This is a genomic window from Streptomyces sp. XY431 (assembly GCF_001279805.1).
GTDB classification, from domain to species: Bacteria; Actinomycetota; Actinomycetes; order Streptomycetales; family Streptomycetaceae; genus Kitasatospora; species Kitasatospora purpeofusca.
Genome location: NZ_LGDO01000047.1, coordinates 38,879 through 51,974, shown reverse-complemented (window position 1 = coordinate 51,974; position 13,096 = coordinate 38,879). Strand labels below are relative to the sequence as shown.

At 75.2% G+C, this 13,096-nt stretch carries 7 protein-coding genes; 5 read left to right on the top strand and 2 right to left on the bottom strand.

Annotated elements, in window-relative coordinates:
- The first annotated feature begins 13 nt into the window (after positions 1-13).
- The 4 genes from ADK60_RS07695 to ADK60_RS07680 all read left to right on the top strand — a co-directional run bounded on the left by ADK60_RS07695 (position 14) and on the right by ADK60_RS07680 (position 4,840).
- Positions 14-877, top strand: a complete 864-nt coding sequence (locus ADK60_RS07695; protein WP_053644318.1) for a hypothetical protein — start codon at positions 14-16, stop codon at positions 875-877.
- Positions 878-957: 80 nt separating this feature from the next.
- Positions 958-1,545 (top strand): hypothetical protein, encoded by a 588-nt coding sequence (locus tag ADK60_RS07690; RefSeq protein ID WP_053644316.1) that lies wholly within the window; start codon positions 958-960, stop codon positions 1,543-1,545.
- Positions 1,546-1,656: 111 nt separating this feature from the next.
- Positions 1,657-3,393, top strand: a complete 1,737-nt coding sequence (locus ADK60_RS07685) for an asparagine synthetase B family protein (protein WP_053644314.1) — start codon at positions 1,657-1,659, stop codon at positions 3,391-3,393.
- 82 nt (positions 3,394-3,475) lie between these two features.
- Positions 3,476-4,840 carry an aldehyde dehydrogenase family protein gene (locus ADK60_RS07680; protein ID WP_053644311.1) on the top strand — a complete coding sequence of 455 codons (1,365 nt, stop codon included), beginning with the start codon at positions 3,476-3,478 and terminating at the stop codon, positions 4,838-4,840.
- Positions 4,841-4,915: 75 nt separating this feature from the next.
- Here the strand turns inward: ADK60_RS07680 and ADK60_RS07675 are convergent, their stop codons facing one another.
- Positions 4,916-6,547, bottom strand: coding sequence for an outer membrane protein assembly factor BamB family protein (locus tag ADK60_RS07675; protein WP_053644309.1), 1,632 nt, complete (start codon positions 6,545-6,547; stop codon positions 4,916-4,918).
- Between the two features lie 161 nt (positions 6,548-6,708).
- On the opposite strand from ADK60_RS07675, the gene ADK60_RS07670 reads away from it, so the two are divergent.
- Positions 6,709-7,365, top strand: a complete 657-nt coding sequence (locus ADK60_RS07670) for an NADPH-dependent F420 reductase (RefSeq protein ID WP_053644307.1) — start codon at positions 6,709-6,711, stop codon at positions 7,363-7,365.
- 64 nt (positions 7,366-7,429) lie between these two features.
- Here the strand turns inward: ADK60_RS07670 and ADK60_RS07665 are convergent, their stop codons facing one another.
- Entirely contained in the window at positions 7,430-13,063 is a 5,634-nt protein-coding gene (locus ADK60_RS07665) for a non-ribosomal peptide synthetase/MFS transporter (RefSeq protein ID WP_053644305.1), read from the bottom strand.
- Between the last annotated feature and the right edge of the window lie 33 nt (positions 13,064-13,096).

Here is a 13,096-nt window from a genome sequence, read left to right as displayed (position 1 = left end):
AGGCAGGAACCCCATGACGCTGCGTCCGCTCCTGGACGGCGCGCTGACCGTCGCCGCCGGCCGGGCCGGGGCGCCCGGCGGGCTGCGGTACACCGAGCGGCAGCTCTACTACGAGCTGTGCCGGGTACTCCAGCCGCTGCACGCCGGGCCGCGCCGGATCCCGTACACCCTGGCACCGCCCGTCCGGTACGCCCGGTTCGCCGCCGCACTGGCCGCGCGCCGGGACGAGCTGCCCGGCCTGCTGCCGCCGGCCGCGCCCCGTCCGACCGGCCCCCGCGCGGCCGCCGCCGAGGAGCCCGACCTCTACGACTACGGGCTGCCCCGGCTGCTGGTCTGCCAGAGCCGGGAGATCGCCGCGATGCTGATCGCCAACGACCTCCACCTGGAGGCCGCCTGCCCGGTGCTCCCGGCCGACGAACTGCCGCTGGACGAGCGGCTGGTGGGCGCGCTGGAGCGGGCCGGCGGGGCCGTGGTGCACGTGCTGCACGATGCCAGCCCCTCCGGGCTTGCCTGCTTCGAGCAGGTCAAAACCACGTACGGAGCAGCGGGGGCCGGGCCGACGGGAGCCGGGCCGACGGGCGTCCGGGTGCGCTCGATGGGCCTGGTGCCCCGGCACGCCGGAACCCTGCACCTCACCTCCGGGCGCGGGCCGCACGGCCATCGGGGACCGCTGCCCGCCGGGCTGCGCCCCGAGGAGCGGGCCTGGCTCGGCAGCGGCCGGACCATCGAACTGGCCGCCGTCGCCCCGGCCCGGCTGCTGCACACCGTGATCCGCCAGCTGCGCGGCGGCGGGACGGCCGGTGCGCGCCGCGCCCCGCTGCACCGGCGGGTCAGCGCCGCGCGCGGCAGCGGCTTCCTCAGCTGGCCGGCCGGCTGAACCCCGCTCCGCTCCCCGACCCGCTCCCCGACCCGTAGACAACTGCCCGACCTGCCCGAGTCTGTGAGGACCCCGCACCCATGAGCAACGCACGCCATCTCGGCTACCGCGACGAACTGCTGGCGGACGGCCAAGTCCACCGCCGGTACGAGGACGGCCGCAGCGAGTGGCGCCGGCGCGGCACCGACCGGCAGATCCACTGGCACGACAGCCTCGGCCGCTCCGGCACCGACGAGCCGCTCGGCCGCGACCTGGTCAAACGACGGTTCGCGGACGGCACCGCCGAGTACGGCCGCGACATCGGCTACGGCCGCACCGTGTGGGGCGGCGGTCTGGTCACCCTCAACCGCAGCTCCTTCGGCGGACGGCTCGGGGTGGTGGTCGGCGCCCTCGGGGTGGCCGGCGTCGCCGCGATCACCGCCGCCCAGCTGCCGCCCTTGGCCCTGTCCGAGGTCGAGGAGGAGGAACTGCGCCAGCAGGCCCGCCAGCAGACCTCAGGCGGCGGCGGTGACGGCGGCGGCAGCAGCAGCAGCGGAAGCGGCGACATATCGGCGGACGACGACGGGTCCGGGGACCACCACGGGGACCCCGGATCCCCTGGCGCCACCGAGGACTTCGGCGACTGGGGCGACTCCGACGACGGCTGGGACGGCGACGACTTCGGCTGAGCCGCGCCACCCCGGCCGCCCTCCGGCCGCCCCCGGCTGCCACCCGGCCACCCCGCCAGCCGCCCGCGGACCACCCGCGGGCCGCCGTCCGACGAAAGGCACCGCTCCACCATGCCCCGCTGCTGCGCCCTCGCCGGCCCCGACGCCGACCGGGCCCGCGCCCACCTCGCCGCACTCACCGGCGGCACCGCGCCGAACGGCGCCCCGGCCGCCCTCCTCCCCGCCGAACCCGGCTTCGCCACCGGCCCGTTCACCGTCGACGGCCGCACCGCCGTCGGCGAGGTGACCCTGCACAACCGGCCCCAGCTGCTCGCCGCCCTCGCCGCGGCCGGCTCCCCTGTACCCGCGGACCTGCCGGACGGCGAACTGCTGCTCCGGCTCTGGCTGCGGCTCGGCACGGACGGCCTGCGGCAGGCCGACGGGATGTTCGCGCTCGCCGTCGTCGACGGCGCCGACCTGGTCCTGATCCGCGACCACGTGGGCGCCCGCACCCTGTTCCACGCCCGCGCCGACGGCTGCTGGGCCGCGTCCACCTCGCTCCGCGCCCTGCGCCGCTGGCCCGCGCTCGGCACCGGCCTCGACCTGGCCGCCGTCCGCTCCTTCCTCACCTTCGCCTACCTGCCCGGCGAGGAGACCCTGCTGCGCGGCGTGCACGAGGCACTGCCCGGCCGGGTGCTGCGGCTCGCCGCCGACGGCAGCACCCGGCAGGAACCGTTCTGGGAACCGGCCGAGCACCTGCCCGAGGGCGAGGCCCCGCCCGCCGAGGAGTACGCCCGGGAGCTGCGCGCCCTGCTCGAAGGGGCCACCGCACGGAGGCTGCCGGCCGGCGGTCCGGTCGGCGTGCTGCTGTCCGGCGGCGTCGACAGCTCACTGGTCACCGCGCTCGCCGCCCGGCTGCACGACCACCCGGTGCACACCTACTCGATCAGCTTCGGCGACCGGCTGCCCAACGAGCTGGGGTACTCCGGACTGGTCGCCGACCACTGCGGCACCCGGCACCGGATCCTCACCGTCTCCGGCGAGGAGGTCGCCGCCCGGCTCGCCGACACCGTCGCCCTGCTCGACAGCCCGGTCGGCGACCCGCTGACCGTGCCCAATCTGATGCTCGCCGAGGCGGTCGCCGCCGACGGGATCACCGTCTCGCTCAACGGCGAGGGCGGCGACCCGGTGTACGGCGGCCCGAAGAACCTGCCGATGCTGGTCCACGAGATGCACCGCGACAACCCCGCCCCCGAGGTGCGGGCCGAGGCCTATCTGCGCTCCTACCGCAAGTGCTACGAGGACCTGCCGCTGCTGCTCACCGGCGAGGCCCTGCGGGCGCTGGCCGACGAACCGCAGCCGCGCCGCTTCGTCGCCCCGTACCTCTCCCCCGGGCCGATGCACTCGCTGCTCAACCAGCTGCTGCACTGCAACCTGCGGACCAAGGGCGCCCACCACATCCTCACCAAGGTCGAGCGGCTCACCGCCTCGCGCGGGGTGCAGGGCCGCTCACCGCTGTTCGACCGGCAGGTCGTCGACCACGCCTTCGCCACCCCGCCGACCCTCAAGCTGCGCGGCACGGTGGAGAAGTGGATCCTCAAGGAGGCCGTCCGCGACCTGCTGCCGGGCGCGGTCGTGGACCGGCCGAAGAGCGGTATGCGGGTCCCGGTCCAGCAGTGGCTGCACGGGCCGCTGCGCGACCTGTCCGCCGAGCTGCTGCTCGGGCGCACCGCGCGCGAGCGCGGCCTGGTGCGGCCGGACACCGTGCGCACCTGGATGCGCCGGGAGGGCACCCTGCTGCCGCGCCAGGGCGGGAAGCTCTGGCTGGTGCTCACCCTCGAACTCTGGCTGCGCGCCTACGACCTGTGATCCGGGTCGAGCCCTGTTCCGCCCCTGTCCCCATTCCCCGAGCTGTCCTCCCTTTCCACTGACCCGGCCCGGAGGCCCCGTCATGGCACCGTCCACCGTTTCCGCCGCCCCCGAACTCCACCTGACCGACCCGCGCACCGGCCACACCCGGGGCACCCTCGTCCCGGCGCGCTCCGGGCAGGTCGCCGAGACCGTGGCCCGGGCCCGGGCCGCCGGGCCGCGCTGGCGCGCGCTCACCCCGCGCGAGCGCGAGCGCCGCCTCGACGCGCTGGCCGACCTGATCGAGCGGCACCTCACCGAGTACACGGTGCTGGAGCAGGCCGGCACCGGGAAGCCCGAGACCGAGGCCGCCGCCGAGGTCCGCGAGGTCGCCGACCTGTTCCGCTTCTACGCGGGGGCCGCCCGCACCGGCACCGCCCCCGCCGCCGGCCGCTACCTGCCGGGGCACGAGAGCTGGGTGCGCTGGGAGCCGGTCGGCGTGGTCGCGGCCGTCGTCCCGTGGAACTACCCGCTGCTGATGGCCGCCTGGCGCTGCGCCCCGGCCCTCGCCGCCGGGAACACCGTGGTGCTCAAGCCCGCCGAGACCACCCCCGACTCGGCGGCGCTGCTCGCCGCCCACGCCGCCGAGGCGCTCGGCGAGGACGTGCTGACCACCCTGGCCGGTGACCGCGAGAGCGGCCGGCTGCTGGTCGCCGCCGAGGTGGACCTGATCGCCTTCACCGGCAGCGCCGCCGCCGGCGCCGACATCGCCGCCCGGGCCGGCCACCGCCGGGTCAGCCTGGAACTCGGCGGCAACAGCCCGGTCCTCGTCCTGCCCGACGCGCCCGGCCACACCTGGTCCGCGCTCGCCGCCGCGTGCACCTACAACGCCGGTCAGAGCTGCGCCGCGCCCGCCCGGGTGATCACCCTCACCGAGAACTACGAGCGGACCGTCACCGCCCTCGCCGCCGCCCTCGGCGCCCGCGAGGCGGGCCGCGACTTCGGTCCGCTCAACAACCCCGACCAGGCCGCCCGGTACGACAAGCTGCTCGCCGCCTCCGCCGCCGGGCGCTCGCTGCCCGCGCCCGGCCGCGGCGACGGCCTCTGGCGTCCCGCCCGACTGCTCGCGGACCTCCCGGACGACGACCCGGCGGTGGTGGAGGAGGTGTTCGGCCCGCTGCTGACCGTCCAGCACGCCCCCACCGTCGAGGCCGCGCTCGCGCTCGCCAACGGGGTGCCGCAGGCCCTCGCCGCCAGTGTCTGGACCGCTGACCTGTCGACCGCCCTCGACCTGACCGCCCGGCTGGACGCGGGCGAGACCTGGATCAACTGCCACCTCGCCCAGAGCGCCGAGCTCCCGCACAGCGGCCGGGGCACCTCCGGCCAGGGCATCGACCTGTCCACCCTCGCCCTGCACGAGTACCAGCGCCCCAAGACGGTGACCGCCCGCCTCCGCGACGGCGGCTGAGTCCGGGGGCCGCCCCGGCGCGCGCGACGGGCCGCCCGCATGCGGGCGGCCCGTCGGAGTCGGCAACCAGGGGGCTCAGGCGAAAGCGCCGGGGCGGCCGAGGGCGACCAGGCGGTGGTCCTTGGTGCCGATGTAGATGCGCCCCTTGTCGGTGGCGGGCACCGAGAACTTGCTCACCGTGCCGATCGGGACGGAGCGGCGCAGCTTGAGCGTGCCGTCGACCGGTACGGGGTCGTACGCCCGCAGTTCGCCGCCCTCGCCGTACTTCCCGGTGCCGGACCAGATCACCCAGACCAGGGCGGAGCCGGTGCGGGTGCCGTCGGAGGTGACGACGGGTGAGCCGGACATCTTGAGGAAGTCCTCGGCGCTGGTGCCGGCGTTGCTCAGCTTCGGGAGGCCGGCGGCGGTCACCCCGTACTTGAGGGCGCGCAGCTTGCCGTAGTTCTCCACGGTGTAGACGTAGCCGCCGTCGCCGCCCCAGACCGCGGGGTGGCCCCACACGCCGCCGTAGGGGCCGGTGAGGCCGACGACCTTGTCGGTGCCGTTCGGGCCCTGGCCGGTGCCGCCGAGGTCGTCGCGGTCGAGCAGGAAGATCCGTCCGTCCTTGCCGACCTGGACCATGAGGTGGGGGTGGGCGGCGGTGCCGAAGCCGGACGGGAGGGCGACCGGGCCGCCGGAGCCGAGGTCGGTGTCCTTCTTGTCGAGGGTGGCGTTGTTGGTCGGGCTGAAGAAGTCCGCGGGGGCGAAGCCGCCGTCCGCGTCGACGGCGAAGCGGATCACGGACTCGCCGAGGCCGCCGGGCGGGCGGTTGCCGGGGCCGGGGGCGGGCGAGGCTCCGGCGCCCTGCCCGTTGGCGGTGGTGAGGAAGAACCGGCCGGGGCCGTCGGAGACCAGGCCGCTGCCGGACATCCAGACGGAGGCGCGCTGGGTGTCGGAGCCGGCGACGGTGGAGAACAGGGTGAGCCGGCGGGTGCGGGTGTCGAGGCCGGCCACCGTGCCGATGTAGTCGCCGATGCCGCAGAGCGAGCCGAAGCCGAAGTAGAGCCGGCCGTCGAGCAGCAGCAGTCCGGGGCGCTGGAGCGAGCGGTAGGCGTTGAAGGGCTTGCCGGGCGCGTTCACCGGGTCGCCCTGGACGGTGACGGGCCAGCCGCTGCGCTCGGCGCCGGTCCGGGCGTCGAGCGCGTGCACGTAGTGGTGCGGGTGGTGGTCGTCGGGGCCGTCGTCGACCTTGCTGGTGAGGTAGACGGTGCCGGTGGCGGGGTCGTAGACCGGGGTGGAGGTGGTGCCGACGTTGGGGCCGGGGTCGGAGCAGCCGATGGCGGCGGAGGCCCAGGCCGGGCCCATCCCGCGGTGCCAGGTGATCTTCCCGGTCCTGGCGTCGAGGCCGTAGACGTGGTTGGTCTCGGTGGCGACGACGACGGTGTCACCGATCACCAGGGGCTGGGCGAAGACCTGGCCGTCGAGCTGGGTGGAGAAGCGGACGCCGAAGTCGGACCGGTCGACCTCGGCCGGGCCGAGCAGCGGTTCGTCGCGGTCCCAGGCGGTGCGGTCGTTGCCGAAGGAGATGGTGGTGACGTCGGCGCGGGCGGTGCCGGCGGCGAGCGGGGCGAGCAGGGCGAGGCCGGTGAGGAGTGCGGCGGCGCGCGGCAGACGGCGGGCCGGGCGGGGCCGGGCGGCCGGGTGGGAGCCGGGGGTGGTGCGGTTCATGGCGCCATGGTTCGGCGGGCCGGGCGGGCCCACCAGCGGAAGTGGTCCAGTCGGCGGGCGGCCGTTCGCGGCGTTCACCGGACACGCGACCGAAGTTGATCTATCGTCGTCCCGGCGCGTCGAAGTCCCGGCACGTCGAACAACGAACGGGGAGAACAGCGGTGCGGTACGGAATCATCGGCACGGGCGGAGTCGCGCGGACCATCGCGGACAAACTGGTGGCGCTCGGGCACGACGTGACCCTGGGGTCGCGCAGCAAGGACAACGAGGCCGCGGCGGCCTGGGCCGAGCAGGCGGGGCCGACCGGCCACCACGGCACCTTCGCGGAGGCGGCGGAGTTCGGCGAGGTCGTCCTGAACGCCACCCCGGGGACGGTCGCCCTGGACGCGCTGCGGGCGGCGGGCCCGGAGCGGCTGTCGGGCAAGCTCCTGATCGACCTCTCCAACCCGCTGGTCTTCTCGCCCGAGGGCGAGCTGTCCCTGGACCCGGTGAACACCGACAGTGTCGGTGAGCGGATCCAGCGGGAGTTCCCGCAGGCCCTGGTGGTGAAGACGCTCAACACGGTGACCGCCCCGGTGATGGTGGACCCGTCCCGGCTCGCCGGCGAGCACAACATGTTCGTCGCGGGCGACGACGAGGAGGCCAAGGCGCGGACGGTGGCGCTGCTGGGCACCTTCGGCTGGCCGGCGGGGTCGGTGATCGACCTGGGCGACATCACGGGCGCCCGGGCGATGGAGATGATGATGCCGTTCTGGATCCGGCTGATGCGGGCCTTCGGCACGGCGGAGTTCAACTACTCCTTCAAGCACGCGAAGTAGCCGCACGGACGCGCCCCGCCCCCCTGCCGAGGGGGACGGGGCGCGTTCTCGTGCGGGCGTGCGGCTACCGGCGGCCGGTGGCGGCGTGCACCCGGTCGGCCGGGTCGTCCTCGACCGGTTCCGGGGTGCCGGCCGGGCCGGGCACCCGGACGGTGCCGACCGGCGGCCGGTCCGCTCCCCCGGCCCGGGCACCGCGCCCGCGCCGGCCCGCGGCGCGGGCGGCCTCGGCGAGGGCGAGCTGCCGGTCGGCCTCGGCCTGGATGGCGTCCTTGTCGCCGATCTCGGCGTCCGGCAGCGCGTCGGGGAGGATGTCCTCCAGCAGGCGCAGCGGCCGGTAGGCGAGGCCGAGCAGGCCCCAGACCGCGAGCAGCAGTCCGACCACGACGAGCAGCAGTCCGGCGCCGCGGCCCGGTCCGGTGCCGATCACCAGGCCGACGGAGTCGGCGAGCGCGCCGCCGGGGCGCATCAGCGGCTCGAAGAGGTGGTCGGAGAGCGGGCCGGCGGTGAGGAAGCCGAGTGGCATCATCGACATGGCGAGCATCTGGTTGGTGGCCAGGACCCGGCCCTGGAGCTCCATCCCGACCTTGGTCTGGATCAGCGACATCCAGTGCGAGTTGAGGATCATCATCGATCCCCAGAGCAGGAAGAGCCCGCAGGCGGTGAAGGCGGTCTCGGGGCGGCTGCCGGTGAGGACGGCGGCGAGGCCGACCACCGAGGTGAAGCCGATCATGCCGACGGAGCGGCGGCGGGTGCCTCCCCAGAGCCCCATGACCAGGGCGCCGACCATCGCGCCGAGGCCGCCGAGGGCGGTGATGACGCTGAGCTGGAAGGGCGTGCCGTTGGCCAGCACCATCGGGGTGACCAGCACGGTGGCGACGGCGAACAGGTAGTTGAACACCACGAAGAAGACCACCATGGCGACCAGGCTGTGCCGGCGCGCGATGTACCGCCAGCCGGTGACGACCTCGCGCCAGAGCGGCTCCTCCTGCTTGTCGAACATCGCGTTCGGGAAGCGGACCAGCAGCAGGCAGGTGACCCCGGTGAGGAAGGTCGCCATGTCGAACAGCACGACGCCGTGCAGGCCGACCAGGGAGACCAGCACACCGCCGGCCAGGATGGCCATCATGTCGCCGGCACCGGTGCCGAGTTGGGCGAGACCGTTGGCCTGGCCGAGGTAGCGCTTGGGCACCAGTTGGGTGATCGCGGCGAGGTAGGCGGGCCGCTGGAAGGCCCCGCAGGTGGAGCCCAGGCAGGCCACGATGTAGATGTGCCAGACCTCCAGGAGGTCGGTCCAGAGCAGTACGCCGAGGCCGAGCATGCCGGCGGCGGCCACGGTGTCCGTGACGATCATGATCTTGCGCCGGTCGACCCGGTCGGCTATCGCGCCGGCGATCGGCAGCAGCAGGACGGCCGGCAGCACCGCGATGAACGAGATCATCGCGAAGTCGAAGGCCGAGCCGGTCTGCTGGTAGACCCAGACGCCGAGGGCGAAGGTGGAGAGGCTGGTGCCGATCATCGAGACGAACTGGCCGATCGCGACCTTGGCGAAGGTGCCCAGTTCTGCCCTGGCGGCCGGGCGCTTCTCGGCGACCTGGTCGGCCACCTCGCCGGTGGCGGCGAACCCGGCCAGCACCCGGGCGAGTTCAGCGGCCTGGTGCTTGAGGAAGTAGTGCCCGGCGCGCGGGACGACCGCGAGGTCCACGGTGTCGCCGAAGTGCTCCCACTCGGTGTACCGCTCCTGGTAGAGCAGGGTGGCGCGGTCCTTCTCGCCGACCACGCAGAGGATCGGGGCGTCGATCTTCTCCGGCCGCTCGTCCCCGTAGGCGCGGGTGTAGAACTCCTCGGCCTGCCGGACGTCGTGGCGCAGCGCCCGGACCAGGAAGTCCTGTTCGGCCTGGTCGTAGACGTCGGTGAAGCCGCCCATCGCGCGCAGGAACTCCAGGTAGCCGCGGTTGGACAGCGCCCGGTCGCCGGGCATCCGCCGGGCCATCCACTCGGCGAAGCGGCCGGGCAGCCGGGCGGCCGGGAAGGTGCCGCCGAGGGCGAGTCCGCGCAGGTCGACGCCGGCCGCCTCCAGCCGGGAGCCGAGGGCGGTGGCCAGCGCCCCGCCCAGGCAGTGGCCGTAGAGCAGCACCGGGCCGTCGACCTGCTCCAGCACCTGGGCGGTCAGGGTGTCGGCGAGGGTGTCGAGTTCGGCGAGTTCGTCGTCGGGGCGGCTCGGGTCGTGGCCGGGCAGCTCGACGGCGTAGAGCCGGTGGCCGGCCGGCAGCGCGTCGGCGAGCGGCTGGAAGGTGATCGGGCTGCCGCCGCCGTAGGGCACGCAGACGACGTTCATCCGGGCCGGCGCGTTGCCCCGGGTGAGCTTGTGCAGCAGGGTGCGCGGCCCCTCGTCGGCGGTGCCGCCGGCCCGGGCGTCGATCAGCGCGGCGAGTTCGCGGACGGTGGGGTGCTGGAACAGGTCGATGACCGACAGTCCGTTGCCGATCAGCCGGACGGCGTGCACGGCGGAGAAGGAGTCGCCGCCGAGCGCGAAGAAGTCGTCGGCGGCGCCGATCTCCTCGGTCGCCAGGACCTTCAGGTAGGCGGCGGCCACGACGTGCTCGGTCTCCGTGGTGAGCTCGCCGCCGCCGGCGGCGGGCTGGACGGCGGCCGGCTCGGGCAGGGCGGCCCGGTCGACCTTGCCGTTGGCGTTCAGCGGCAGGGCGTCCAGGACGACCAGGGCGGCCGGGACCATGTAGTCGGGCAGCCGGGTGCGCAGCGCGGCGCGCAGTTCGCCCGGGTCGGGCGCGGCGGCCGGGTCGGCGGGCACCAGGTAGCCGACCAGGGAACCGGTGGCGCCCTCGCCCCGGGTGACCACCACGGCCTCGCGGACCTCGGGGCGGGCGGTCAGCTCGGCCTCGACCTCGCCGATCTCGACCCGGAAGCCGCGGATCTTGACCTGGTGGTCGATCCGGCCGAGGAACTCGATCGCGCCGTCGGGGCGGCGGCGGACCAGGTCGCCGGTGCGGTAGCAGCGGCGGCCGTCCACCTCCAGGAAACGTTCGGCGGTGAGGTCCTCGCGGCCGAGGTAGCCACGGGCGACGCCGCCGCCGGAGACGTACAGCTCGCCGGGGACACCCACCGGGACGGGGCGGCGGCGGGCGTCCAGCAGGTGTGCGGTGACATTGCCGAAGGGGCGGCCGAGCGGTGCGGTGACCGCGTCGCCGAGGTCGGCGGGGACGGGCGCGCCGAGCATCGAGACGGTGGTCTCGGTGGGCCCGTAGTGGTTGTGCAGCGCCAGGTCGGGCCGGGCGGCGCGGATCCGGGCCACCAGGTCGGGCCGCAGCGCCTCGCCGGCGCAGATCAGCAGCCGGGCCGGGAGGATCGCGTCGAGGCCGGCGCCGTGCGCGGCCAGGCCCTCCAGGTGGCTGGGGACGAGCTTGACGGCGTCGATCCGGTGCTCGGCCGTGTAGGCGGCGAAGGCCTCCGGGTCGGTGGCCTGGTCCCGGGTCAGCAGGTGCAGGCAGCCGCCGCCGGTGAGCGCGCCGAACACATTGGTGGTGCCGAGGTCGGCGGCGAAGGTGGAGACCAGGGCCCAGTTCCAGCCCGTCTGGTCGCCGCCGACGCGCTCGCGCAGGCCGTGCAGGTAGTTGCGGTAGTTGCGGTGCTCGACCGCGACGCCCTTCGGGGTGCCGGTGGAGCCGGAGGTGAAGAGCAGGTAGCAGAGGTGCTCGGGGCGGACGTCCACCTCGGGCGCGTCGGGCCGTTCGGTGCCGTCCGGGACGACCACCGGGTGGCCGCCGGTGAGGCGTCCGCGCTGGTCCTCGGTGGTGACGACGGCCGCGACGCCGGCGGCGTCGAGCAGGGCGTTGATCCGCCCGTCCGGGTAGATCGGGTCGAGCGGCAGGTAGGCGCCGCCGGCCTTGAGGATGGCGAGCATGCCGACGACCAGGGCGGCGGAGCGCTCGACCAGCAGGCCGACCGGGCGGTCCGGGCCGACGCCCTGGGCGCGCAGCCGGTGGGCCAGCGCATTGGCGCGCCGGTCGAGTTCGGCGTAGTCGAGGACCTCGTCGGCGCCGCGTACGGCGGGCGCGTCGGGGGTGCGGCGGGCCTGCTCCTCGACCAGGCCGTGCAGGGTGCCGCCGAGGTCCCAGCCGCGCGGGGCCTCGTCGTGCCACTCGACGAGTTGCCGCTGCTCGGACGGGGTGAGCAGCGGAAGGTCGGCGAGCGGGCGGTCGGGGCCGGCGGCCATCGCGTCGAGGGTCGTGGTGAGGTGGCCGAGGAAGCGGCGGACGGTGGGCTCGTCGTACAGCTCGGTGCGCCAGATCAGGTCGGCGGCGAGTTCGCCGCCGGTGTCGACGACGGCCACCGAGAGGTCGAACTTGGCGGTGTCGGTGCCGATCGGCCGCCAGTGGACGGTGTGGCCGGGCAGCTCGGGGCGGGCCTCGGCCTGGTTGTGGACGTTCAGCAGGACCTGGAACAGCGGGGTGTGGGCGAGTTCGCGCTCCAGGCCGAGCGCGTCGATCAGCCGCTCGAACGGCAGGTCCTGGTGGCCGTAGGCGCCGAGGGTGGCGTCCTTGACCCGCTCCAGGAGTTCGCGGACCGTCGGGTCGCCGGAGAGATCGGTGCGCATCGCCAGGGTGTTGACGAAGCAGCCGACCAGCGGCTCGGTCTCGCTGCGGGTGCGCCCGGCGATGGGGGTGCCGACGGTGACGTCCTCGCTGCCGGTGTACCGGCCGAGGACGGTCTGCAGGGCGGCCAGCAGCACCATGTAGACGGTGCTGCCGGTCCGTTCGGCGAGGGCGCGGATCCTGCGGGTGCGCTCGTCGCCGAGCGCCTCGGTGAACCGGGCGCCCTCGGTGCCGGCGACGGCCGGCCGGGGCCGGTCGGCGGGCACGGTGACGGTGGTGGCGGCGCCGCGCAGGCGCTCCTGCCACCAGGCCTGCTGCCGGTCGAGTTCGGCGGCGAGCTCGGTCCGCTGCCAGTGCGCGACGTCCGCGTACTGGACGGGCAGCGGCTCGAAGGCCGGGGCCCGCCCGGCGCGGCGGGCGCCGTAGGCGGTGGCGAGGTCGCCGAACAGGACGCCGATCGACCAGCCGTCGGCCGCGATGTGGTGCAGCACCAGGCTGAGGACGGCACCCTCGTCGGTGCGCAGCAGGGCGGCCCGCAGCGGCAGGTCGGCGGCCAGGTCGAAGGGGCGGCGGGCCTCGGCCGCCAGCCAGTCGTCGATCCGGTCGGCGGGGACGTCGGCGGTGGTGAGGACGAGGCCCTCGGCGGGTCTCGGTTCGGGGCTGACCTCGCCGTCGACGGTCGGATAGACGGTGCGGAGCACCTCGTGCCGGGCGAGGACGTCGGTGAGCGCGGCGGCGAGGGCGGCCTCGTCGGGCTCGCCGTCGAGGTGCAGGGCGAGCGGGATGTGGTAGGCGGCGCTGTCCGGTTCGTACTGGGCGAGGAACCACATCCGGCGCTGGGCCGAGGAGAGCGGGGGCGCCGTGCCCTCGGGGCGCGGGGTGATGGTGCGGTGCTCGGCGCCGCCGGCCGCGGCCGCCGCCTTGGCGGCCTTGGCCTTGGCGAGGCGGCGGCGCAGCAGTTCCTGCCGGCGGGCGGCCTGGTCCGGCTGCGGGGCCGATTGCTGGGCCGGTTGCCGGTCCTGCTGCGGGGCCGGTTGCTGGGCAGGTTCCTGGGCCGGGGTCGGCCCGGTGGTGCTGTGCTCGGTCATGCGGTCTCCCCCGTCAGGGCGCCGGTGTCGCCG